Source organism: Citrobacter sp. JGM124 (genome assembly GCF_018257795.1).
In the GTDB taxonomy this organism is placed as follows: Bacteria; Pseudomonadota; Gammaproteobacteria; order Enterobacterales; family Enterobacteriaceae; genus JGM124.
In genome coordinates, this window is sequence record NZ_JAERJD010000012.1 from 59,901 (window position 1) to 84,514 (window position 24,614).

Annotated in this window: 24 protein-coding genes; 11 read left to right on the forward strand and 13 right to left on the reverse strand. The window is 46.0% G+C overall.

Annotated elements, in window-relative coordinates:
- Nucleotides 1–464 precede the first annotated feature (464 nt).
- Nucleotides 465–788 carry a superoxide response transcriptional regulator SoxS gene (gene soxS, locus JK154_RS15885; RefSeq protein ID WP_211993543.1) on the reverse strand — a complete coding sequence of 108 codons (324 nt, stop codon included), beginning with the start codon at nt 786–788 and terminating at the stop codon, nt 465–467.
- Nucleotides 789–868: 80 nt separating this feature from the next.
- Here soxS and soxR point away from each other — a divergent pair, with 80 nt between their 5' ends.
- The 3 genes from soxR (at nt 869) to JK154_RS15900 (ending at nt 4,822) form a co-directional block, all read left to right on the forward strand.
- Nucleotides 869–1,327, forward strand: coding sequence for a redox-sensitive transcriptional activator SoxR (gene soxR / locus JK154_RS15890; protein ID WP_211993544.1), 459 nt, complete (start codon nt 869–871; stop codon nt 1,325–1,327).
- A 349-nt stretch (nt 1,328–1,676) separates the two neighbouring features.
- The gene (locus JK154_RS15895) at nt 1,677–3,026 is read left to right on the forward strand and encodes an NCS2 family permease (RefSeq protein WP_211993545.1); all 1,350 of its coding nucleotides are present in this window, start codon (nt 1,677–1,679) and stop codon (nt 3,024–3,026) included.
- A gap of 149 nt (nt 3,027–3,175) precedes the next feature.
- The gene (locus JK154_RS15900) at nt 3,176–4,822 is read left to right on the forward strand and encodes a Na+/H+ antiporter (RefSeq protein ID WP_211993546.1); all 1,647 of its coding nucleotides are present in this window, start codon (nt 3,176–3,178) and stop codon (nt 4,820–4,822) included.
- A 49-nt stretch (nt 4,823–4,871) separates the two neighbouring features.
- Here JK154_RS15900 and actP read toward each other — a convergent pair whose 3' ends face one another.
- The 3 genes from actP to acs all read right to left on the reverse strand — a co-directional run bounded on the left by actP (nt 4,872) and on the right by acs (nt 8,867).
- Nucleotides 4,872–6,530 carry a cation/acetate symporter ActP gene (actP, locus tag JK154_RS15905; RefSeq protein ID WP_211993547.1) on the reverse strand — a complete coding sequence of 553 codons (1,659 nt, stop codon included), beginning with the start codon at nt 6,528–6,530 and terminating at the stop codon, nt 4,872–4,874.
- Nucleotides 6,530–6,841 carry a DUF485 domain-containing protein gene (locus JK154_RS15910; protein ID WP_211993548.1) on the reverse strand — a complete coding sequence of 104 codons (312 nt, stop codon included), beginning with the start codon at nt 6,839–6,841 and terminating at the stop codon, nt 6,530–6,532. Before JK154_RS15910 ends, actP begins: the two co-directional genes overlap by 1 nt.
- A gap of 70 nt (nt 6,842–6,911) precedes the next feature.
- Nucleotides 6,912–8,867 carry an acetate--CoA ligase gene (gene acs, locus JK154_RS15915; RefSeq protein ID WP_211993549.1) on the reverse strand — a complete coding sequence of 652 codons (1,956 nt, stop codon included), beginning with the start codon at nt 8,865–8,867 and terminating at the stop codon, nt 6,912–6,914.
- 503 nt (nt 8,868–9,370) lie between these two features.
- Here acs and JK154_RS15920 point away from each other — a divergent pair.
- Nucleotides 9,371–9,571, forward strand: a complete 201-nt coding sequence (locus tag JK154_RS15920; RefSeq protein WP_211993550.1) for a DUF1737 domain-containing protein — start codon at nt 9,371–9,373, stop codon at nt 9,569–9,571.
- A 76-nt stretch (nt 9,572–9,647) separates the two neighbouring features.
- On the opposite strand, the gene ivy is transcribed toward JK154_RS15920, so the two are convergent.
- Nucleotides 9,648–10,094, reverse strand: coding sequence for an Ivy family C-type lysozyme inhibitor (gene ivy, locus JK154_RS15925; protein ID WP_211993551.1), 447 nt, complete (start codon nt 10,092–10,094; stop codon nt 9,648–9,650).
- Between the two features lie 277 nt (nt 10,095–10,371).
- Here ivy and JK154_RS15930 point away from each other — a divergent pair, with 277 nt between their 5' ends.
- Nucleotides 10,372–10,977, forward strand: a complete 606-nt coding sequence (locus JK154_RS15930) for a nitroreductase family protein (RefSeq protein WP_211993552.1) — start codon at nt 10,372–10,374, stop codon at nt 10,975–10,977.
- Nucleotides 10,978–11,350: 373 nt separating this feature from the next.
- On the opposite strand, the gene JK154_RS15935 is transcribed toward JK154_RS15930, so the two are convergent.
- Complete coding sequence (locus JK154_RS15935) at nt 11,351–11,686, reverse strand: zinc ribbon domain-containing protein YjdM (protein WP_211993553.1); 336 nt, start codon at nt 11,684–11,686, stop codon at nt 11,351–11,353.
- 646 nt (nt 11,687–12,332) lie between these two features.
- Between JK154_RS15935 and JK154_RS15940 the strand changes: the two genes are divergently transcribed.
- Both JK154_RS15940 and JK154_RS15945 read left to right on the forward strand, forming a co-directional pair.
- Entirely contained in the window at nt 12,333–14,684 is a 2,352-nt protein-coding gene (locus JK154_RS15940; RefSeq protein WP_211993554.1) for a dynamin family protein, read from the forward strand.
- The gene (locus tag JK154_RS15945) at nt 14,681–15,562 is read left to right on the forward strand and encodes a diguanylate cyclase regulator RdcB family protein (protein WP_211993555.1); all 882 of its coding nucleotides are present in this window, start codon (nt 14,681–14,683) and stop codon (nt 15,560–15,562) included. Before JK154_RS15940 ends, JK154_RS15945 begins: the two co-directional genes overlap by 4 nt.
- Here JK154_RS15945 and JK154_RS15950 read toward each other — a convergent pair.
- On the reverse strand, nt 15,521–15,880 hold the full coding sequence (locus tag JK154_RS15950; protein ID WP_211993577.1) for a helix-turn-helix domain-containing protein: 360 nt from the start codon (nt 15,878–15,880) through the stop codon (nt 15,521–15,523). The genes JK154_RS15945 and JK154_RS15950 overlap by 42 nt on opposite strands.
- 169 nt (nt 15,881–16,049) lie before the next feature.
- Here JK154_RS15950 and JK154_RS15955 point away from each other — a divergent pair, with 169 nt between their 5' ends.
- From JK154_RS15955 to JK154_RS15970, 4 genes are all read left to right on the forward strand, one after another.
- Complete coding sequence (locus JK154_RS15955; protein ID WP_211993556.1) at nt 16,050–16,793, forward strand: SDR family oxidoreductase; 744 nt, start codon at nt 16,050–16,052, stop codon at nt 16,791–16,793.
- A 512-nt stretch (nt 16,794–17,305) separates the two neighbouring features.
- Entirely contained in the window at nt 17,306–17,791 is a 486-nt protein-coding gene (locus tag JK154_RS15960) for a PAAR domain-containing protein (protein ID WP_211993557.1), read from the forward strand.
- A 19-nt stretch (nt 17,792–17,810) separates the two neighbouring features.
- Nucleotides 17,811–19,100, forward strand: a complete 1,290-nt coding sequence (locus tag JK154_RS15965; protein WP_211993558.1) for a PAAR domain-containing protein — start codon at nt 17,811–17,813, stop codon at nt 19,098–19,100.
- Nucleotides 19,100–19,543 (forward strand): hypothetical protein, encoded by a 444-nt coding sequence (locus JK154_RS15970; RefSeq protein WP_211993559.1) that lies wholly within the window; start codon nt 19,100–19,102, stop codon nt 19,541–19,543. The genes JK154_RS15965 and JK154_RS15970 overlap by 1 nt, the downstream gene beginning before the upstream one ends.
- A 414-nt stretch (nt 19,544–19,957) precedes the next feature.
- Here the strand turns inward: JK154_RS15970 and JK154_RS15975 are convergent, their stop codons facing one another.
- The 6 genes from JK154_RS15975 to JK154_RS16000 form a co-directional block, all read right to left on the reverse strand.
- A complete protein-coding gene (locus JK154_RS15975) occupies nt 19,958–20,308 on the reverse strand; it encodes a DUF4087 domain-containing protein (protein ID WP_211993560.1) in 351 nt (116 codons plus the stop codon).
- Nucleotides 20,309–20,310: 2 nt separating this feature from the next.
- Complete coding sequence (locus JK154_RS15980; RefSeq protein ID WP_211993561.1) at nt 20,311–21,627, reverse strand: glycoside hydrolase family 19 protein; 1,317 nt, start codon at nt 21,625–21,627, stop codon at nt 20,311–20,313.
- Nucleotides 21,605–22,261 carry a hypothetical protein gene (locus tag JK154_RS15985; protein ID WP_211993562.1) on the reverse strand — a complete coding sequence of 219 codons (657 nt, stop codon included), beginning with the start codon at nt 22,259–22,261 and terminating at the stop codon, nt 21,605–21,607. The genes JK154_RS15980 and JK154_RS15985 overlap by 23 nt, the downstream gene beginning before the upstream one ends.
- Before the next feature lie 60 nt (nt 22,262–22,321).
- Nucleotides 22,322–22,477 (reverse strand): hypothetical protein, encoded by a 156-nt coding sequence (locus tag JK154_RS15990; protein ID WP_211993563.1) that lies wholly within the window; start codon nt 22,475–22,477, stop codon nt 22,322–22,324.
- A 438-nt stretch (nt 22,478–22,915) separates the two neighbouring features.
- Nucleotides 22,916–23,758, reverse strand: coding sequence for a metal ABC transporter permease (locus JK154_RS15995; RefSeq protein WP_211993564.1), 843 nt, complete (start codon nt 23,756–23,758; stop codon nt 22,916–22,918).
- Nucleotides 23,755–24,612, reverse strand: coding sequence for a metal ABC transporter permease (locus tag JK154_RS16000; protein ID WP_211993578.1), 858 nt, complete (start codon nt 24,610–24,612; stop codon nt 23,755–23,757). The genes JK154_RS15995 and JK154_RS16000 overlap by 4 nt, the downstream gene beginning before the upstream one ends.
- Nucleotides 24,613–24,614 lie beyond the last annotated feature (2 nt).

Below are 24,614 nucleotides of genomic sequence, written 5' to 3' on the forward strand. Positions count from 1 at the left end.
AGCATCAGGTCTCTAATAATAATGAGTTTTAATATCTGGCCTGACCAGAGTGAAGGACGGTTCACCATGATGGTTGTGCTTTAACACGGAAACATCTTGTTATATTGATTAACAGAACGTGCCACCAGAATAAAATGGCAGCAAAAAATAAAGGGTAATAAAAAATAAAAATTATCCCGGTTTAATGATCCTGAAATATTAAATTTTTATTTCTTTATCCATTAGCAGAGATTAGGTCTCAGCGCAGGCTACATGGCAGTATTTTTTATTAAGAGATAAATATATTTGCTTTCATCTGGTTGCAAAACAGCCAAAATGGCAGTGTTTAATTTCACAAGCGTATTTGTACTGTTACATAAAAATGTCTCTGCCAGAGAGGAACCATCTTTTGGTCAGGCCGGCTATGAGATGTCATAACCTGCCTGCGGGCAGGGCGCTAAATATGGGACACGGGCAGGGTCACACTAACATTGATGACGATAGTCAGTTGGCGTGCGATCAAAGGCACGGCGGAAAACCCGGGAAAAGGTCTGTTGTGATACATAGCCGTAATCCATTGCAATATCGAAAATTGGTCGTTTAGTGGTGAGCAGTTCTTGCGCTGCCATTTGTAAACGACGCTGACGGATATATTCACCTAACGTCTGGCGCATTACGGTACGAAACATACGCTGCAGATACCATTTTGAATATCCTGACTTTTTTGCCACAACATCAATATTCAGTGGTTGGTCAATATGCAAGTCAATCCATTCTGTTAGCGTATGAATAATATCCTGATGTGCCATGGTCAGCCCTCAATTTTAGATTGGTCGATTACTTTTCTGTGAAGTATAATTCCTCAAGTTAACTTGAGGTAAAGCGTATTTTGGAAAAGAAAAAAAATAGAATTAAAGCGTTACTGACACCCGGTGAAGTGGCGAAACGTAGCGGGGTTGCGGTATCCACATTGCACTTTTATGAAACAAAGGGGCTGATCAAGAGTACAAGAAATTCCGGAAATCAACGGCGGTACCGACGTGATGTGTTACGAACGGTCGGTATTATTAAGGTAGCCCAGCGCATTGGCTTACCACTGAGTACCGTGAGTGACGCTTTTAGTACCTTCTCTGATGATCACACGATCAATAAAAATGACTGGAAGAAGCTCTCCTCTTCATGGCGTGAAGAGCTCGACAACCGTATTCGTATGCTTATCGCATTACGTGACCAATTAGATGGCTGCATTGGTTGTGGCTGTTTATCGGGGGTGGATTGCCCGTTGCGTAATCCGGGAGATAAATTAGGAGCCAATGGAACCGGTGCCCGTCTGTTGTTGGATGAGTAATTGTTCAGTGCGGGTGATGCATTATGGGGTAAGACATTCCGGGTGATTGACCCTTTTTTATTATGTTATCGATCGTTGACGATAACGTTTGCCTGTGAATTGCTCACAAAATGACCTGATCAATATTTTATTGATACAAATTGACAAAGTTATGTTGAAAATCCCCCTGGTAAGGCTAGATAATCGTTTGCCTTCATTTTATACGCTGATTGTTTGTGTGGAGTTAAACGTTTGCTTTCTGTGATAAGTCCTTTTGTCACCGGGGCAGAATAAGGAATAACGTTTAACGGATACTGAGTTTTCCCTCGCACAGTTAAATCGAATCCTAAAATCTCAGGGGATGTTTCATATGTCTACTCCTTCTCCACGTGCTGGTGGTTCTCTCGACGCCTGGTTTAAAATTTCTGCGCGTGGCAGTACTGTTCGCCAGGAATTTATTGCTGGCCTTACCACATTCCTTGCCATGGTATATTCCGTCATTGTTGTACCGAGTATGCTTGGCAAAGCGGGTTTTCCACCAACAGCGGTGTTCGTGGCAACCTGCCTGGTCGCGGGCTTTGGTTCCATTTTGATGGGGCTTTGGGCCAACCTGCCGTTAGCTATTGGTTGTGCTATTTCCCTGACTGCCTTTACTGCTTTCAGCCTGGTGCTGGGACAAAATATCAGTGTTCCTGTTGCGCTTGGGGCCATATTTTTGATGGGGGCATTATTTACCATTATCTCTGTCACCGGGATCCGCAGCTGGATTTTACGCAATTTACCCATGGGGATTGCGCAGGGTACTGGTGTTGGTATTGGTTTGTTTTTACTGCTTATTGCTGCTAATGGTGTCGGTCTGGTGGTTAAAAACCCATTAGATGGTTTGCCTGTTGCATTGGGAAATTTCACTAGCTTCCCGGTGATGATGTCCTTACTTGGATTAGCAGCAATCATTGGCCTGGAAAAACGGCAGGTAACGGGTGGCATTCTGCTGACCATTATCGTTATCTCCATTATCGGGATGATTTTCGATCCTAACGTGCATTTCACTGGCATTTTCGCGATGCCTTCTCTGCAAGATGCATCCGGACATTCTCTGGTTGGTAGCCTGGATATTGTTGGTGCCCTGAATCCGATTGTCCTGCCAAGTGTTCTGGCCTTAGTGATGACAGCGGTATTTGACGCTACAGGTACTATCCGCGCGGTGGCTGGTCAGGCTAATTTACTGGATAAGAATGGGCAGATTATCGATGGTGGTAAGGCCCTGACAACTGACTCAGTCAGTAGTGTCTTCTCTTCTTTAGTCGGCGCGGCTCCGGCGGCAGTTTATATTGAGTCTGCGGCAGGTACTGCAGCAGGAGGAAAAACAGGTTTAACAGCGATAACCGTCGGTGTGTTGTTTCTGCTAATCCTTTTCCTGTCGCCACTTTCGTATCTGGTGCCTGTTTATGCCACTGCACCAGCACTGATGTATGTTGGCTTGTTGATGTTAAGCAACATATCCAAAATCGATTTTACCGATTTTGTTGATGCGATGGCTGGATTGATGACTGCCGTCTTTATTGTCCTGACCTGTAATATTGTTACCGGGATTATGATTGGTTTCGCTTCCCTGGTTATTGGCCGTATCGTGGCAGGTGAATGGCGTAAATTGAATATAGGTACGGTAGTGATTGCCATCGCACTGGTTGTTTTTTATGCGGGTGGTTGGGCTATCTGACCAGTCTTGCAGCGAGTTACATTCCGTAATTCGCTGCATTTATCTCGATAATTTATTTCCTGTTTTAATTCGATGCGAAAAGGTGTTTTATTATTAGGGTACCGGTACCTTTGAGGTAAATTTTTACAGACATCGAAACTAAGGAAAGCATGGAAATTTTCTTTACTATTCTCATTATGACCCTTGTGGTGTCACTCTCTGGTGTGATCACAAGGATATTGCCTTTTCAGATCCCTCTACCTTTGATGCAGATTGCCATTGGTGCGCTGCTGGCCTGGCCACAATTTGGCTTACATGTAGAGTTTGACCCTGAGCTATTTTTACTGCTGTTTATTCCGCCGCTACTGTTTGCTGATGGCTGGAAAACCCCGGTTAACGAATTCTTGAGTCAGGGACGAGAAATTATCGGCCTGGCTTTGGTTTTAGTGTTAGTGACGGTCGTTGGGGTTGGATTCCTGATCTACTTTATGGTACCTGGAATACCATTAATACCGGCTTTTGCTCTTGCTGCTGTGCTGTCACCGACGGATGCCGTGGCCTTGTCTGGCATTGTTGGCGAAGGGCGTATACCGAAACGGATCATGGGGATTTTGCAAGGTGAAGCTTTGATGAATGATGCCTCTGGTCTGGTATCTTTGAAGCTTGCTGTCGCCGTTGCCATGGGGAGCATGGTATTCACTGTTGGTGGCGCTTCCCTTGAGTTCTTTAAGGTCGCTGTTGGTGGTTTGTTAGCGGGTATTGCGATTAGCTGGTTGTATGGTAAATCACTGCGTTTAATGAGCCGCTACAGTGGTGACGAACCGGCGACGCAGATTCTGTTACTGCTGTTACTCCCTTTTGCCTCTTATCTGATAGCTGAACACATTGGGGTCTCTGGCATCCTGGCTGCGGTTGCAGCAGGGATGACTATCACACGTGCAGGTGTACTGCGTAGTGCCCCTTTAGCCATGCGCTTACGTGCTAACAGCGTTTGGGCGATGTTAGAGTTTGTGTTTAACGGCATGGTATTCCTGTTGTTAGGTTTACAGCTTCCAGGCATTCTTGAAACGTCCATTAGCGCAGCGAATGCAGATCCTAATGTTGAGCTATGGATGCTGTTCCTTGATGTCATTATCATCTATTTTGCTTTGATTATATTGCGTTTCCTGTGGTTATGGTCGATGAAGCAAATCAGCGGTCGTATGATGAAAAAACGCCCACTGGCTTTTGGTTCATTTACCACTCGTGAGTTGTGTATTGCTTCTTTTGCCGGGGTCCGGGGGGCGATAACCTTAGCCGGTGTTCTGTCTATTCCTCTGTTTCTGTTAGATGGCACACCGTTTCCTGCTCGCTATGAACTGATTTTCATTGCTGCTGGCGTGATTCTTTTTTCACTGTTTGCGGGGGTGATTATGCTACCAATCCTGCTCAGACATGTGGATATGGGTGACCCGCTGGTGGCACGTAAAGAAGAGCGTTTAGCTCGCGCAGCAACAGGTGAAGTCGCCATTGTGACGATTCAAAAAATGGAAGAGCGCCTGTCGACGGATACTAAAGAAAATATTGATAACCAGTTGTTAAAAGAGGTCAGCTCACGGGTTATTGGTAATTTACGACGTCGCATTGATGGAAGCAAAAATACTGAAAATAGCGAGCTGGAAGAGAACCTTGAACGACGCTTCCGTTTAGCGGCATTACGCGCTGAACGTGGTGAGCTTTACCATTTACGTGCGACAAAGCAAATCAGTAATGATACTTTGAAAAAACTACTTCATGATCTTGATTTACTTGAAAGTTTATTAATCGAACAGGAATAATAAGCAAAGTGAACATTAACCGGGGAATTCCCCGGTTAATTTTTTGTGGCTAGTGAGAACGGCCTTCCTCAATACCAATACCCGTCTGTGAACGTATAAACTGTGCGCGGAACTTTTCGCGTTCCAGTTTTCCTTCTGCTGTGTTATCTGTCGCTGAGAATAACCAAATCCCAACAAAGGCTACCAAAATAGAGAACAATGCCGGATATTCATAAGGGAATATGGCTTTCTCATGGCCAAGTATCTGTACCCATACGGTGGGCCCCAGGACCATCAAACCAACAGCGGTTAACAGCCCAAGCCAGCCGCCTATCATTGCCCCCCTGGTTGTGAGTTTTGACCAGTACATCGAGAGCAGAATAATCGGGAAGTTACAGCTGGCAGCAATGGAGAAGGCAAGGCCGACCATGAAAGCGATATTTTGATTTTCAAACAGAATACCTAACAGAATGGCGACGATACCCAATACCAGGACAGTAATTTTCGATACTTTAAGTTCATCACGCTCAGTGGCACCTTTGCGGAAGACATTGGCATACAAGTCGTGAGAAACGGCAGAAGCGCCCGCCAGTGTCAGACCCGCAACAACCGCGAGGATGGTTGCAAAGGCCACGGCAGAGATAAAACCCAGGAACAGGCTGCCACCTACCGCGTCAGAAAGATGGACTGCCGCCATATTGTTACCGCCAATCAGCCCGCCAGCCGCATCTTTAAAATCGGGGTTAGCACTTACTAACACAATGGCGCCAAAGCCAATAATGAATGTCAGGATATAGAAATAACCCATAAATCCAGTGGCGTAGAAGACACTCTTACGCGCTTCACGGGCATCTTTAACGGTGAAAAAACGCATCAGAATATGGGGCAATCCTGCGGTACCAAACATAAGACCCAGACCAAGGGAAAGGGCTGATATCGGATCTTTAACCAGCCCACCAGGGCTCATAATATCAACCCCTTTTGGGTGTACTGCAATGGCTTCAGTGAACAGGTTGTTAAAACTAAAGCCAACATGCTTCATCACCATAAAGGCCATAAAACTCGCGCCGAAAAGCAGCAAAATGGCTTTAATTATCTGTACCCAGGTTGTCGCCAGCATGCCCCCGAACAGGACATAGAACACCATTAAAACCCCAACCAGAATGACAGCGATATGGTAATTGAGGCCGAATAGCAGCTGGATCAGCTTACCGGCGCCGACCATTTGGGCTATCAGATACAGAGCCACCACCACCAGAGAGCCACAGGCCGACAGGATGCGGATAGGTTTTTGTTTCAGACGGTAAGAGGCGACGTCAGCAAAGGTGTAGCGCCCCAAGTTGCGTAGTCGTTCCGCAATCAGGAAAAGAATAATCGGCCAGCCAACCAAAAAACCGAGGGAATAGATAAGACCATCAAAACCGGAGGTATAGACGAGTGCTGAGATCCCCAAGAATGAAGCCGCTGACATAAAATCACCCGCAATAGCCAGGCCATTCTGGAAGCCGGTGATATTCCCACCTGCGGTATAATAGTCACTGCGTGAACGAGTACGACGGGATGCCCAATAAGTGATGTAGAGTGTCAGAAGCACGAAGATAAGAAACATCACAATCGCTTGCCAGTTAGTTGGCTGGCGTTCTACATCCCCAGTCAGCGCATCGGCTGCCAATGAACTCACCGGTAAACTCGAGCCTAGTGCGGCGAATAGCGTAAAAAAATATTTCATTATGCTTTCACCTCGCGGAGGATCTCACGGTTTAAACGATCAAATTCGCCATTGGCGCGCCAGACATAAACTCCGGTGAGGATGAAAGAAAAAATAATGATCCCTATCCCGATAGGGATCCCTCGGGTCACGGATGTACCAGGGTAAAACGGCGTTCCTAACCACCCGGGAGCAAAGGCGATCAGTAAAATAAAACCAACATAGACAAACAACATCAGTAATGAGAGCCACATAGCGAAGCGCTGTCGCTTAGTCACGAGTTCTTTAAAGTGTGCATTACTTTCTATCCGTTGATAAATATCGTCGTTCATCACAGAACCTCCAGGGTTCTTATCAAGGGGAAATCCCCCCGCTAAAAGGGCGAGGGGGAGAAAGATGTGATCAGGAAGTCATTAGCGTCTGTTTTTCTTCCAGCAGTTTCTCGACTACGCCTGGGTCGGCAAGTGTTGAGGTATCGCCAAGGTTGCTGGTATCCCCGGTAGCGATTTTGCGCAGAATGCGGCGCATGATTTTTCCGGAGCGAGTTTTAGGCAGGGAATCAGTCCAGTGCAAGATATCTGGCGTAGCCAGTGGGCCAATTTCTTTGCGTACCCAGTCACGCACTTCGGTATAGAGCGCAGGTGAAGGTTCTTCCCCATGGTTCAGCGTGACATAGGCATAAATCGCCTGTCCCTTGATATGATGAGGAATACCGACTACTGCGGCTTCAGCAATTTTGGGATGAGACACCAAAGCGGATTCTATTTCAGCGGTACCCAGACGGTGACCAGAAACGTTTAGCACATCGTCCACACGACCCGTTATCCAGTAATAGCCATCTTCGTCACGACGAGCGCCATCACCACTGAAATACATATTCTTGAAGGTTGAGAAGTAAGTCTGTTCAAAACGTTCATGGTCTCCGAACAGGGTTCTGGCTTGCCCGGGCCAGGAGTCGATGATAACCAGATTGCCTTCGGTGGCGCCTTCCAGCGGATGGCCTTCGTTATCCACCAGTGCGGGTTGTACCCCAAAAAACGGCCGGGTAGCCGAACCCGCTTTAAGCTCAGTGGCACCCGGCAGGGGAGCAATCATGAAACCGCCGGTTTCTGTTTGCCACCATGTATCCACAATGGGGCATTTTTCATTGCCGATATGCTTCCAGTACCACTCCCAGGCTTCCGGATTAATGGGTTCTCCCACAGAACCCAGGAGACGTAGTGACGTACGGCTGGTCCCTTCGGTTGCTTTATCCCCTTCGGCCATTAATGCGCGGATAGCCGTGGGCGCGGTATAAAGGATATTTACCTGGTGTTTATCCACCACCTGGGCCATGCGGTTGGGTTTCGGCCAGTTTGGCACACCTTCAAACATCAGCGTTGTAGCACCACAGGCGAGTGGACCATAGAGCAGATAACTATGGCCTGTGACCCAGCCTACATCAGCGGTACACCAGTAAATATCACCGGGGTGATAATCAAATACGTCTTTGAAAGTTGTTGCGGCGTAAACCAAGTACCCGCCTGTGGTGTGGAGTACACCTTTGGGCTTACCCGTTGATCCTGACGTGTAAAGAATGAATAGTGGGTCTTCGGCATTCATTGCTACGGGTTCATGATGCTCACTGGCCTTATCCATCACCTCGTTCCACCAGATATCCCGGCCCGCATTCCAGTCGATATTCCCACCAGTGCGCTTTAGCACAATGACGGTATCAACAGTGGTGACGTGTGGATTTTTTAGCGCATCATCGACATTTTTCTTTAGTGGGATACTTCGCCCGGCACGGACACCCTCATCAGCGGTAATCACCAGCCGTGAATGGGAGTCGATAATGCGTCCGGCGACGGCTTCGGGTGAAAAGCCGCCAAAAATAACAGAGTGAATAGCACCTATACGCGCACAAGCCAGCATGGCTACGGCGGCTTCTGGCACCATTGGCATATAAATGGCAACGACATCGCCTTTTTTAATACCTTGTTCTAGCAGGATATTAGCAAAACGGCAGACGTCACGATGCAATTCTCGATAAGAGATATGCTTACTCTCGGAAGCATTGTCCCCCTCCCAAATAATTGCAGTCGTATCCCCCTGACTCTGCAAATGGCGATCAAGACAGTTCGCCGCAAGGTTTAATGTTCCATCTTCATACCATTTGATCGAAATATTTCCTGGTGCGAAAGAGGTATTTTTTACTGTTTGATAAGGCGTGATCCAATCAAGGATCTTTCCTTGTTCACCCCAGAATGTATCAGGATCCTCGACTGACTGCTGATACATGGTTTGGTATTGTTCTGGATTGATCAGGCAACGTTCCGCAATCGCCACGGGAATAGCATGTTTTTTCAGTTGGCTCATGGTTTTTGTCTCTCCTTTATTATGTTAATAATATGTCAAACAAAGGTTAATAATAGTGGTGTTGATAGCTTTGTTTATTTTTTGAGGGAGAGATCACGCATTAAAAAACAGGTTAAAACGTGTTTCATCATTTATCGTGGAAAATAGCCGGGTCTGAAAATAACTTAAAAAAAAGTCATTAAAATCATTAAATAACAAAATTTTATGATTTTTTCTTGATGGAGGGCTGATTTTGAGAGGGGACTAAGCCCCTGTTTCTGCATGTGAAAAATGCAAGGCAGTCTCATGATGTGAATGGATAAATGGTTTATACAGGAACGTGTGAACACAGGGGGTTTTTAAACGTCGGATATGCCCCTGGTATTGCGTTCCTGAGGCGGCCGTTAATAAGATAACCTGTAACTTGTACTATCATTAACTCAGTGTCGGCATTTTATAATGGCCTGGATCCGCAATATTGTTAATGGGTCCTGAAAAGTTAAATTTTTATGTGAGAAAGGCAAATGAAAAAAGAGCGACCACAAAATTTACCGGTTTACCGTCTGCTGACGGGGCCCGATGATATCACCTTCTGCCAGCGGGTTTCTGAAGCCCTGGCCCAAGGGTATGAGCTCTATGGTAGCCCGTCAGTGACTTATCACGGAGAGAAAAAAGAGGTGATTGCTGCACAAGCCGTTATCTGGAGTGACGAGCAGGATTTATAACCGGGCATAATGTTATGCTTTTGATTTTTAATAGGTTATAAAATTTAGGTGGCGATAAATGCCACCTTTTTATGTGTTATTTAAAATTGAAACTGTCTGGGTGATTATCCAGGCTACCTGTAAGTGCCGCAAACAAGATCGTTTTACCATCAATCGATAAATTATCACTGATATTTAACCATGTCAGTTTCTGGTTAACGGCTTGTTCATCAAGCTCGGAGAATACTCCAGCCAGGCTTCTGGATTCAGGGGAGTAAAGCACGGCGATACTCTGGGCAGAACAGTCATGAGGCTTGCAGCTATTCAGTACCACGTATTTATGCCCGTCAATGACCACATCCTGATTTGGGCTCGTTGTTCCGCCCTGAGTCACCCACTCGGGTAATTTTTGGCTGCCGACCATGGTTTTAAAGGCGTCAGCCGTCGTTTTATCAGTAGCCAGACGACTGACAGTGAGCGGCTCTACAGCATGAGCGGACAGGACAGAACAAGAGAGGGCTAGTGCGATTAGTGCTCTTTTCATGAATAAAACTCCTTTTGATACGAATAATTTTGCTATAGAGAACCAGAAGTTGTCGGCTCAATGCTTATATTCTAATCTATAAGGGTGGGAGGAGAGTATGCCCTTAATCTCTGATTCTGTCTGTAGAGATGAACTCAGCCATCTGCCACTGTATGGAGAATGGCACCACAATCGGTTAAGTGCTGTTTGTAGAAGAACTTATATTCGTTTTGATATAAACATAAAAATATTTATTTCATGATTTAATTTAAGTACATACGATAAACCAGGAGCCGATATGTCAGGTAATTTTGCTTCCCTTGCTAAAAAACGCAGAACTGTTTATACCCTTGGAAAAACCTTGCCAGTCAGTGATGATGCCGTAGTTGAAACCATTGAAGAGGCCATTCGACAGGCACCTTCTGCGTTTAACTCCCAGACCTCTCGCGCACTGATTCTGCTGGGGAAAGAGCATGAAAAATTCTGGGAACTGACTCGTGAACAGCTGAGAAAGCTTGTTCCTGCAGACAAATTTCAGCCAACTTCAGATAAAATCGATGGTTTTGCCGCCGCTGCAGGTTCTGTGTTGTTTTTTGAAGATCAGGATGTGGTGAAAGGCCTGCAAGAGCAATTCCCTTTATATGCGGATAACTTCCCAATTTGGTCAGAGCACAGCACCGGAATTGCTCAGTATGCGGTATGGGTGGCGCTGGCAGAGATTGGGATCGGTGCTAACTTACAGCACTACAACCCACTGGTTGATGAAGATGTTAAAGCAACGTGGAATGTTCCGGCCAGCTGGAAACTGCGCGCTCAGTTGAACTTTGGCGCCATCCCAGTAGCGCATCAGGCTCCAGAAAAAGGCTTTATTGAAGACGACGCTCGTTTCATCGTCGCTAAGTAACCCGCGTCCGGCAAGGCGTTACTTTACAGAGAGTGTGCCAGTTTTTCAGACACACTCTTTTAAGTCTGAATCCCACCGTTTTTCCTGTCGTCCCTGAAGAGCGTATCTGCTATTTTTTAATAATATTTTCTGAATATAATCTATTTATGACGTAGTGTCTTCTACTCTCATTCATTCCAGTAATAGTCTCAATACCATGATTAATAATGGAAAATAATATTTTCTTGTTTTGTGATAACGGGTGTTTTGCTTCAGATAGCTAAGACTGATGAAGAGAGAATAATTTTATTTTTTGTTTATTACGGATGAAATAAAATCAGAAAATAAATAATTATCAGAACGGTAAAAATACATTTACCGTTCCAGAAATTAGCTAGTTTTTCTTCACAAATTCAGATTTCAGTTTCATTGGGCCGAAACCATCAATTTTACAATCAATGTTATGATCCCCTTCTACCAGGCGAATATTCTTAACCTTGGTGCCTATTTTCAGCATTGAAGAGCTGCCCTTAACTTTGAGATCTTTAACAACAGTGACGCTATCACCGTCTATAAGCAGATTACCGTTGGCGTCTTTGACGATGAGCTGGTCGTCTGCTTCACCTGCAGTAGCATCATTCCATTCATAAGCACATTCAGGGCAGATGTAGACACCATTATCTTCATAGGTGTACTCAGAATTGCATTTTGGGCAATGAGGTAATGGCATTATCAGGTCCTCAATATAGGATAATGTTATGAAAACAAAAGATTAATAGGTTAATCTGAAAAATATCACGGGATTATACACTAAAACCCTATAGTTATCAGGATTATATAGTACAGACAGGAGAGGCTAAACCAGAGAGGAAAAGATTCTGGCCAAGTATGTGATTAAAATTTGAATTTAACTTAAAATCAGGGTGTTAAATATCACTGACAACAGGTAATTTAACGTAATGCTGGAATAGTTCATAAAGCTATGGCTCTGTCCTGAAGCCTTATACTTGTTTTAAATGAAAAAAGTATTTGGTGCTGACACCTCCTGTCACTTATCAGAGGTATCGTTAGGTTTATTGATATATCGATGCGAGGGAAAGAGCCGATGAAAATGAAAGACGTAAAAATAGAAGTTACAGGCAGGCTGGGATCAATTGATTCCCCAAGCCCGCTCTTTCCTACAGCTTTGTATTGGATCCCTTACCCCATTGTTATAACCCTACCGTATTGGCAGAGTAATTTAGAAACAAGATTACTGCGTAGTGTAATATTACGTAAAGAATTAACAAGTCATTAACAGTAACGAACGATACTTAATTATAAAAATAAAAGTACCAGCGTTAAAACTCGATTAATTTGAGTTAAGGGAATATTTTATGCACACGCAAACAATTTTTGAATTAAGCCAAGAAGTAGAGCGATTATTACAGCTCGCGTTGCAGAACCTGGATACGCTTAAAATAGCGCCACTGGCATTGCAGAATGATAAAGACATCTCGTTGGCCACTTCTTTCCCCGCTTATCCGCTGAAGTTTAGTCCAGAAGGCATAGACATACAGATGGATATGCTAAAAAATGAACTAAGAAAAGTGACTCAGCATGAAATGGTTCTGGCTATTGTTGGGACCATGAAGGCTGGCAAATCAACAACCATCAATGCGATTATTGGCACCGAAGTGCTCCCCAATCGTAACCGTCCGATGACGGCGCTACCCACCTTGATTCGCCACACTCCTGGACAGCATGAACCCATACTGCACTTTCCCCATGTGAAGCCGATTGAAGCATTAATGGGTCAACTGCAGCATAAATTATCAGAGATCGATCGGCAAAGTCTGGCACAGAAGTTAGAAATTGATCGGGATATGGAAGCGTTGCTCGACAGAATTGTGGAAGGAACCCGATTTGAAAATCACTATTTAGGTGCCCGGCCTATTTTTCACTGGTTAAAAAGTCTGAACGATTTAGTGCGTCTTGCTGGCGCACTGGATGTGCCATTCCCGTTCAAATCTTACGCTGTTATTGAGCACATTCCCTTTATTGAAGTGGAGTTTGTCCACCTTGCAGGGCTTAATAAGGGCTACGGCCAGCTAACCTTATTGGATACTCCCGGCCCGAATGAAGCGGGTCAGCCACACTTGAAAGATATGCTGAATGAGCAATTAGCTCAGGCATCAGCCGTACTGGCTATCATGGATTACACTCAGCTTAAATCCGTTTCGGATGAAGAGGTTCGGCAGGCGATTAAACGGGTATCAAAATCGATCCCACTTTATATTCTGGTCAATAAGTTTGATCAAAAAGATCGTAACAGTGACGATGAATCCCAGGTTAAAGCGATGGTCGCGGGCACGCTCATGAAAGGAGCCATTGACCCGGATCGCATCTTCCCCGTTTCCAGCATGTGGGGCTATCTGGCCAATCGGGCGCGTTATGAACTTAATAAACGGGGAGGGTTACCTTCTCCTGAGCATCATAGTTGGGTGCAAGACTTTGCAGAAGAAGCGCTTGGGCGGCGCTGGCGCCATGAAGATTTAGCTGATCTGGAGACGATTCGTCATGCGGCAGATCTTTTATGGGAAGATTCTATGCTTGGAACACCTATAGAGAATATTCTCCATACGGCTCATGCTAATGCTGCTTATTATGCATTGCTCTCTGCGTGTAATAAGCTGCTTGATTATGCTGAAGAGGCGGAAAGTTACTTACAGTTCCGCTCTCAAGGGTTACACGTCACCCTGGATCGTTTACAACAGAACATCGCGAGTCTGGAAAAAGACATGCTGTTACTACAAGAAACGGAACTGGAGCTGAAGGTAAACATTCGGCAAAAAATATCCGCGGAACTGGACGTGGTGAACGATTCTATCCAGCATATTGAAACTCAGCTGCATAGTGCAATGAATGACTATTTTCGTGATGGCCGGCCTCCTGATGAAAGGCCACATGCTTCACAACACCTGATTTCAACGAAATTGGCAGATTTCACTCCGGGCAGTGAGAAAATTATTGTTGAAGATGAGGCCGAAGCCCGGATCTTACTGCATAAAATTCGTGCTTCCAGTGAGATGCTGTTATTCACCGCTCAGGAAACGCTGATCACGAAATTGGGCGTTTCATTGACTCAACTGGAAATAGAGCTGACTTCCAGCCTGAAGGAAGCCTTACAGCCTATTGAGCGGCGTGTCAGTAATGAACTGGAAGATTCTGGCATTCATATTCGGGTGCGATTACCCTCTTTTCAAACGAATCAACTCCATTTCAACACACATCATATTTTTACCAACGCGATAGAGCAGCAACAGATTTCCACTCCTCAGGGAGGCGTGCGTGAAATGTTCAGTCGCTGGCTGAATAATATTGACTGGCGGCCAGAAAACGATAATTCCACACAGAGTCGTTATTTAATTGATCTCAATAATTTAAAACAGAAGTTACATGAGCATATTACGACGTATATGGATAATATTGGCTATGTTATCGGTTTGCATATTGATGCCTCGGTGACACAAAGTATGGACGCATTTATGCGTGATTTTTCTCATTCGCTGGATGGTATCCGTAGTAATCTTTCCCAAAGTTTGATTGCCCGACAAAAAAATGAGATGTCACAGGCATCCTTACAAGTTCAGCTGAACCAGTTGATTAAAAAAATACATTATATTCATGAGGATACATTATTATTGCGTCAAGATCTGCGCATGCATTCATTAGCGGAGAAGTCATGAAGTATTCTGCCAGGAACGATCATGATGAGATTTTGAATTGCTGTAATGAAAAATTCATTGTTGATTTTGCCCTTGAAATTGGCGCAGTACGCCAGTCCTGGCATAGTCAACAAAGTAAGTCGTTTTATGAAAATCGACGTGAGCGGCTGATTGCCCAATACCATGATGTGCAACGTGGGTTAAACCTGGTATTCACACCTCACTCAATAACGGCAATGTCCTGGCTGGCTGAATTTATCACTGTTCTGGAACCGGGCTATTTAGCAGCAAAGTTAGTTAGTGAGCGCTTAGTACAGCTTGAACAGAGTGTCAGTCAGGTGGGCTATGACAACGTTGATGAGTATTTACAGCGCGAGAAGCTCTATACACAGCTTGCTGCCCGAATGGAGCAAATTGCAAGCAGGCTACAAACCGTTGATCTGCTTGAATATGGCCGCGTGCATTATGAGCAAGTACTCAATCGCTGGAACGCTGGAAGTTACTTCTCATTTTCCCCAGTCGGACGCTGTTATGCTGCCCTCCAGGAACTCTATTGGGGCAAGTTTGGTGAAGCGATTATGTTCTGTGATAGTGCCCAGAAAAAAAGCCTGATTGATGAGGTGAGAACACGCGTTATTGATAAATTAGCTCATGAAGTCAATGCGTCACCGAATACACGGCACTATTATCATCAATGGTTCACCGCACCGTTTTCCTCCGCTGTGCTTGAGAGTAAGGAAATACTCGCCTGGCTGGGGGATACCAGTCATGCTGACCTGCAACCAGTAAGCTACTCGGTGACTCAGACCTGGCGCGGTATTGTTCTGGGGATGCCACGAATTTGCTCGGCAGTGCGTCTAGGAGGAGCCCTCGTCGAGGAGATTTTTCTGCTGGACTGATTGCGCTGATGAAGAGGCTGACACCATCTCGTGAGTATGGGCATTCATCCAGTCTGCCAGTGAGTCCAGCGTGGGCTGTAGTGATTTTCCGAGCGCCGTTATCTGATATTCCACCCTGGGTGGTACCTCTGCAAAAACACGTCTAATTACCAAACCTCGTGCCTCAAACTGGCGCAACTGACGGGTGAGCTCCTTTTGTGTAATGGGATGCACCGCTTTTTGCAGCACACTGAAGCGTACAGGGCCATCAATGATGATCAAACGATAGATAATTGGAATTGCCCATTTCCCAGCCACGACATTGACAAAGTTCACCATTGGGCAGGAGGTTCCAGCCTCTGGCAAGTTCAAAAAATTTTTTACCACGTTAAGCCTCATAAAACCGTAAGGCACACTTTTATGTGCTTTAGTATCCAATTGGTGCCTACTGTTAAAAAGATACTATAGCAGAAATAATAGCCTTACCAGTTAATCATGAGGCGAATGTATGGGCAGATTAACGAATAAGTATGCATTAATTACCGGGGCAACTAGTGGAATTGGTCTTGAAACTGCACGGCAGTTTCTGGATGAAGGAGCAACCGTTGCGATTACGGGGAGGAACGAGCAGGCTCTGCTGGATGCCCAAAAAATGTTGGGTGATGTGCTGATTATCAAAAGTGATGCCGCGAATATTGCCGGCCAACAACAAGTGGCGCTGGAGTTAGCCGCAGTCTGGCCACGACTTGATGTGTTGTATATCAATGCCGGGGATGTGACTCATCACCCTGTAGAAGCGTGGGATGAGGCGGCTTATGATCGTCTGATGAATACCAACCTTAAAGGGCCTTTTTTCCTGATTCAGGCACTGCTCTCGCTACTAGCGAGCCCCTCTTCGGTGATCGTTTGTGGTTCCGTCAGTGCGCGTATTGGTTTGCCACAAACCAGCGTTTATGCCGCCAGTAAAGCCGGAATACTGTCGCTGGCACGCACCTTGTCAGGGGAGCTCCACCCGAGAGGTATCCGAGTTAATGGTCTCAGTCCTGGGCCAACAGAAACCCCGGCCTTGGGAAAGTTGGGCAATGGCCCGGCAACGGATGCTTTGCGCAAGAGTATTCAGGAACTGGTTCCTATTGGTCGCCTCGGCACGGTGCTTGAACTGGCTAAGGCCGCTGTATTCCTGGCTTCTGATGAGTCTGCTTTTGTTGTGGGTACGGATCTGTTAGTGGATGGTGGCGTGGCTAATTTGTAAGGCAGATCCTTCTTAAAGGGGGCAGTTTGGATATCGAAAACCATTGTGCGTTAAGGCTGTTTTTTAACCACTCAGGTGTGAAGAAACTGCTTTCTACAAGGTATTACTTATGGATCATCAAATGATCCTTTGTTATCTGGTCCTTGGACAAAAGACGCACACAATGTGCGTCTCCATCCGGTTAGATCTCAGAGCTCTACTTTGACTCAGGGCCAATGCCCGTACCGGTGGGTTTAATTGATTTGGAATGAACCCATCCACTCACTGGCTCACCGTCCTTGTCAAAAAAGATAACAGATGAAAATCCCTTATATTCTGCATAACGATTCCCCCCGTAAAACTCACCAGAATGATTCTGAGGCTAGGGCGTAAAAACGCGCTGAGGGCGTCTAAGATGGTTCGGGCAACGGATGTTATGTTCAATACGTGATTTTTGTATATGCATGTTGCTCATGTGGTTATTGTTTGTAGAATAGCTGCTGCCATTATTTTTATAGCCAATATAGGGATTTATGAAGCAATACACGAACGAACTCACTCCATCAGTGCTGGCATTATTCAAGGAGCCATTCAGCGCTGAGCAACTGTCAGGCGCTGACGAAGAACAACGCCAAATTTTCAAATCTCATGCTGAAGAAATGAAAGACCGTTCTTTAGTCGCAATCTGGCGATTTGCCACAGCGGGATCACTCACCCGCAATGGCGGGAAAATTGAGAAAGCCAGCGCCAGCGACTCATTTACGCTTGAGGACGGGAGTGAAGTGAATCGGGCAATGGTTGGTGATTACGTTGTCTATCCTGATGGAACACGCGCAAGGATCATCAACGGTTCTGGTTCAGCCAATACTAACGGGAGTGGCGTTTCTTTTGCCCTCGTCGGTAGCCAGCTTGATAACGGTGATGTGATTGTCAGTACCCCACAAGATTGTGCTCTCCTGTGTCAGCCAGGCAACAGCCCCGCAATGCCTGCCGATTTTCTCGCTCCAGTCGCGCTCTAAAAAATAAGGAATTCAGAAAATGGCTACAGGCTTCTGGGTCGTAAAAGGTGATAAGACAACATGCGGTGGTTCAGTACTGAGCGGGCACCCGAAAGGGAAAATGATTGGGCCGAATAATAACAGACAGGCAACGGTAGGCTGCCAGGTATCCTGTGGTCAGCATCCGGGAATTTACAGCGTGGCGGGGGGATATCCCGGCGAGATTATTCACGGGCAGTTAGCCGCCAGCACGATATACAGCCGCTCTACCTGTCCATGTAAGGCTTTTTTCATTCCCACCCATACTTTTATGTCACATGGGCCTTATCAGGCACCTCAGAGAGCATCTGCCCCGGTTGAGCCAGAACAGCATGCTCAGGCTGCCAAAAAATCGAGTCTACCGCCTTATCTGACTGGCGAGAAAACTGAATCAGGATTTGTCCCCGACTACCCTGTTTTAAGAAATACGCAGGATTTTCCGGATGAAAATCTGCGGGGCATGCTGTCACGGAATAATCATGATGTGATGTTGCTCACCATTCCGGAAGCTTTTGAGGTGCTCCAGTCGTGGGGCTGGAATGACACAAAAACAGCCTGGGTGGAAACCACGCAGTCGGGTGTAGGGCAGGTTCTGGTTAACTATGGCGTGAACGGAAAGGATGTTGTGACCACGTCGATGATAATTTCGAAGCTGGGGAGTTTTGGGATAAAGGCGACGGTTTACATTAACCATAAAGGGACCGAGTTAATTAAGCTGACAGGGTATCCGGGAATTAGAAAAATATTAAACGCCCCTGTTTTTGCATTAAAAAATCCAAAGGTAGTCGATCTGGGGATCGGTAAATATGGTCTTGGGAAATCAATTATTGAAGGTGCCCGTTTAACTTTTTATGTGGCAGCGGCGTACAGGACGCTTGATTTTATTTTGAACGATGAAAATCATTTGGCTCAATTTATAGGTTCTCTGGCAACAGATGTGGTGAAAATAGGGATTGCGTCCGCTATTAGTTGGGGGGTGGGCACTATATCGTTAGCTCTTGTTTCTACGATATCTTCTCCACTAATCGTTGTTGTTGTTGCTGGAGTGATCGCTGCAATAGGTCTTAACTATTTGGATGATAAGTTTGGTGTGACAGACAAACTTATATCCTGCATTGAGCAATCGCAGCAAGAGTTCGTTGAGAAAGCACGAGCGATGGAAAAAGGATTATGGGATCTGGGCGAAATGTATGCTGATGATATGTTAAAAAGAGGTGTCAAGGTGATTGAGTCAGAAGTTAGGCGATACATAAGAAGTGTGCTTGGCGATATTAACATGAGATTTCTTTAATGTATGAATTAACACTAAAGCGTAGGGTTGGTATTTTTTTGGGTGTTGTATTTCTTTTTATTCCATTGTCACTTGGTGGTCTCTACCTATTTATAGATAGTTTTTTTAATTATTTTTCTTTCCCTGACTCATTTGTTTTTACATCAGCGTTTATTTATGGGCTGACTGGTTTTTTTATTTTATTTTCAATGGTTTTTTTATCTATAAAACCTATTTTTTTAGGTAAACAATTCTCACTTATTGTTCAATATAAAGTAAATAAGTTCATGATTGCTTGTTTGATTTTTTCTTTTGTATTTCAAGTGATTTTTTTTATTTTATTCACCGATAAATTAAATAGTCTCGGGTATATAGCTTGTAAGGGGACTCCAATAGGGTGGACTCCTGGGATGGGGACTAAGTATGTGACTGCCGAAGTACTATGTTCGAAAAAGGATCCGTGAAATCCTTTTGCTCAGCGAGTAATCTCTTGCTCAGAAACGAAAAAAAACCGCCGTAATGAACTGCACCCCAAAAGTTGGATATTCAACTGAGTAAGGTGCAGTTTTTTATGAGTAAGTATTCTCCCGGCTTCAAGCTTAAGGTCGTACAGCACTATCAGTCAGGGCTTGAAGGGCAAAAAGCAACTGTAAGTATCCCTGCAAAAGTAACTTTTCTCTTGAAGAAGCCAGTTTATAAGGGATAAACCTATTTGGTAGCTGTTTCCGCGAAGAACCAGTTACCCGGTTAAGCAGCCTGCAAGCTGGCTTAAACTTCGATCAAACCGCCCTGCAAGGCGGTTTTTTCGTTTACAGAGCAAGGGATTACTCTCAGATAAAAAGGATCTCAAGAAGATCCTTTTTATAAAAAGATCCAACTCAAGGTTCACTAAGAGTCCGATCCCCCTGACAGCGGGAAAGAGGTAGTATTTTCGAGCTGTAGATTTTGATTATCTTTTTCTTATCAAGATCCACATCAGCCCTGATACAGGCACACCCATATCCATAATTACCATTTGTTTTTACAAACTCTTCACTTGGGAAATCTTTCAATTTTTCAATGCCACTCGAAGTAAACCGTCCTTGAATTGATATATCCCAAGTTCCATCTTTATCACTGATCCATTGATTGGCTGGGCTAGGATTTTGTAACCATCCACACCTTAATTCACTCCCCACAGAAGAGAAGCTAAGAACGAATAAAACTACAGTTATAAATAGTGATTTCATCCTCAAATTAACTCCCCTGCATTCAGCTTACTTAAAAAATCTTCTGCAAATCCTTTGATTTGTTCTGCGTGATCTAAACCGTTAATGCACCGTCTTGCATTGAGGAAATCCATTCTGTCTTTGCTCACATAATCAGTCAGTTTTTTCCCTGTGAAAACTCCATTTCTGAATCCATCAATAAGAATAAACAAGGAGTTATTAGGCTCTAAAGCCCTATCAGGTTCCGAAACCAAATCAACACCAAGCTTTTCTGAATATGCTTTATAGTTATAATCCCAAGTGATTTGGACATAGCCTCGCCCATAATATGGATAATATCGGTAGTGCTTTTTCCGGTACTCATCCGTCGAAGTATGACCAACCCAATCGCCTTCTCTTACTGGTTGAAACGTATCGCCTGTCTCTCTCTTGACCGTGGCTAGAATATAAGCAATCTGTGAATTAAGGCTAAATCCTTGCTTTCTACTCTCTTCGATAATCGCTCTAATTGTCCCTGCTCTCGTAGAAAAATCGTATCCCTCACATTTAATAGCGTCAAGAAACACCAAAGGATGCATATGCCACGGATTTTCCACCATGCCCTCCACACGGTACATCCAGCGCAGATCCGTCAGGAACTTCATGCTGTAGGCATACCACTCCGGTGCATCTCTTTTCAGCTGTGGCGTAAAGAACGCTTTCCACACTGGAGTTTCCGACGAGTAGTACCAGTCGCTGGGGTGCTTTACGCACAACCGGTACAGATGGTCGCGCATTGACGGATTACGCCGGTATTGTTTCGGGTTATAACGGGGGGATTTCGCGTCGTCAATCTTGTCCAACAACTGCTGATAGTTAAATGCTACCGCCTTGCTCCAGGGCTGCCCGTCATTGTCAGCCACGCTGTAAAACCGTTCAAAAATCGTCTTCACCAGCCCTTTCGGCTGCGTCTTCCCGTTGAGATGGTCAAAGCTCACCGGGCTGTCCTCCGTGGCCTCAAACCCCCGGCCGGCCAGATCGTACCGGGACAGCAGCTGCACATCCGACTCCGCCAGCAGCCCGCGCGGCGACCCATCTGGCCAGTAGCGTTTTCCTTCTTTGTCCGTCACCGCCTGACCGGACAGTGCCATCACCGTTTCGGTCTGCGTGGTTATCAGCCCCTTCTGTATTTCTCCACCGGTGACTTGCAGGTACACCGGTATTCCTTTCGGACAGCGGGCAAAGGCGGGCGTGTCACGCCCCACGCCTTCCGGGTTACTCAGGAAGCGCGGCAGGTCGTCCGGGGTCAGGCATTCGATATGCACCTGATAACGTTTTTCATGCCCGTCCTCGCCGGGCACCTGAAAATAGCCCAGCCTTAATCGGATAGGGGTCAGGACACACCACCGTATCAAACTGTACTGTTTCGCGTGACGGCGGCAGGAACGGCGACCACCACGCCGGACGGGTGACGCTGTCGCGGGCCGGAACCAGATTCCCTTTGTCACATACTATCCAGACCCGGTCCCCGGCGTTCAGGCTCATGCTGCCCGAAACCGCTTCCGCCAGTGTGACGTGCGCATACTGTCGCCCGTTGCTCCCGGTCATGGTGTCGGCGCTGACCGCCTTATTCCATGTTACCCGCGTGCCGGGCGGCAGCTCCGCCGCTACCCACTGCCGGGATTCATCGAGATACGCCTTCAGGTGCTGGCCGTCTGCCACTTTGAACGCCGTGCTGTCCCGCTCCGGGTAGGCCAGCCAGGGCGCGAGGTGCATATACAGGGTGTAAAAAGTCAGCCCGCTCTCTGCTGTTTCCCCTGGCCGAACACGGTGCCGAATAAGCACAAAAGACCCGGAGTAGCGTAAATCCCCCCAGTACCACGGCACGCTGAGGTAATCCCGGTTAATCCGGTACGCCACCACCTCACCGTCCGCCATGCACTGCACGGCCTGCTCCCCCTTAAACGGCACCGGAAAATCCACGGTCTCACTCATCGCCTGACCGCTGAGCGCACACCACGGCGTGGTGGTGTCAGTGATGTGAATACCACCGTGCTACATACCGTTACGGCCAATCAGCCAGTGCCCTGTAGCCTCGCCTTCCAGATGCGCCAGTATCTCCTCCAGATTACTGAACTCTTCGCCCCGGTTATTTTTCGGCACCGGCCAGCAGATGGCCGGAAGCGACGGGTCCTTTTCCTGTTGCGACATGGCAAATCCTTTTATTTTCTCAGGGCTAACACCGGACATCATACACTTGGTGTTTCCTAACCTAAATTTCCATTTTCTTATTTCCGACGCCGTGCCTGAATGAGGCATGATCGGTGGGGTTTGATGACTAATCGTACGAAAACGTACGGTAAGCTAAAAATGGACGTTTGAAAAATCGATTAGTAGACAGCTCTGTCCGTTAAATGCCATTTCCCGATTAAAAAGGCATCATTTTAAGTGTATTTTCTATGTCCATTATATTTTGATATATCAGATAATTACTTCACTAACGTACGGTCTCGTTCCATTGGCCCTCAAACTCCGTTACGAACATCGATTGGTTAAATAATGCGCTTAACGTGCAATAATTTTCGATATCCAAACAGCCCCATTAAATGCCGACGAGAGGGTGAAGATCCTTCGTCGGCTTCAGTCAGGCTAAAGGGGAAGGGCTTCCAGACGGCGTTGTTTTATCGACGACCAGATGAAAGCGAAAATAAAAAGTACCGACAAGCAGACCACGATAGTGGGTGCAGGGGCACTGTCGATAAAAAAGGAGAGATAAACACCAAGAAAGGAGAACGATATCGCAACGAAAAGTGCCACCATCATCATGGAGAAAAAAGTGCGGGTCAGCAGCGAGGCTATGGCACCGGGAGCAATGAGCAGTGAAATGGACAGAATAATACCAACGGCTTTTAACGCTGCAACAATCGTTAATGAGACCAAACATAACAAGCCGTAGTTCAGTAATTTCACATGTAAACCGGACACCTGGGCCTGAACAGGATCAAAGGCATGAAGTAACAGGTCTCGCCATTTAAGCAATACTATCACGGCGGTTATCACCACAATGGCTGCTGTTTGCCAAATATCGTTCCAGCTTACTCCAAGCATATCCCCAAACAGAATATGATCGAGATGTACCTCTGGTTTGAGATAGACATACAGCACCAGGCCTGCCCCAAACATGCCTGAAAAGACAATTCCCATGATGGTATCACGCTTAATTCGGCTATTGTCCTGTAAGTAGCCAGTCGCGAGAGCACAAAATAATCCGGCAACAAAAGCCCCGATGCCCAGTGGTATCCCTGTCATCCAGGCAAGAACAATGCCCGGAAATACCGCATGGCTCATGGCATCGCCCATCAGTGCCCAGCCTTTTAGCACCAGGAAACATGATAACAGTGCGCAAGGGATAGCGACCAGGGTAGTCATCACCAGGGCATTAATCATGAAATCAAACTGGAATGGTTCCAGCAAGGTATCTGACAGGCTCATTGTGCTGACTCCATATTCACGCGTGCCCGACGGCGGCTGGCAATTAGCCCATGCTTTGGTGCAAACAGGAACGCTGTCAGGAAGATGGCTGTTTGCAGGATAACGATAATTCCCCCTGTTGCTCCATCAAGGAAATAACTTATCCATGTTCCCACCGCACTGGTGAGGGTTCCTAAAATAACGGAGATAAGAAGCAGTCTGGGGAATCGGTCTGTCAGTAAATAAGCCGTGGCCCCCGGCGTGACGACCATACAAATCACCAGAAAAGCCCCGACGGTTTGCAAAGCTGCGACAGTGGTAACGGAAAGCAAAATAAAAAAGAGTCCTTTTAACCACACCGGGTTGAGTCCGATGGAGCGGGCATGGTTTTCATCAAAAAAGGTCACCATTAAATCCTTCCACTTCAACAGTAAAATAGTGAGGGAGGTAAAACCAATAATCGCCAGCTGAATAATATCCGAGCGATCAATAGCCAGGATATTACCGAGAACGATGGTTTGAATATTCACCGCGGTTGGATTGAGGGAAACCATAAACAGCCCAAGCCCAAAAAAAGAAGAGAAGATAAGGCCAATAATCGTATCTTCCCGCAGTTTAGTTCGTTGGTTTAAAAACAACATGGTGGCGGCAGCGAGACCACCGGAAAAAAATGCACCAATAGAAAAAGGTAAACCGAGCATATAGGCCCCGGCGACGCCAGGGACAATGGAGTGGGACAAGGCGTCACCAATCAATGACCAGCCCTTTAGCATTAAGTAACAAGAGAGAAATGCACAAACGCCACCAACCAGTGCTGATACCCATATGGCATTAAACATGTAGTCGTAGCTAAAGGGCTCCAACAAGATAGGTATCA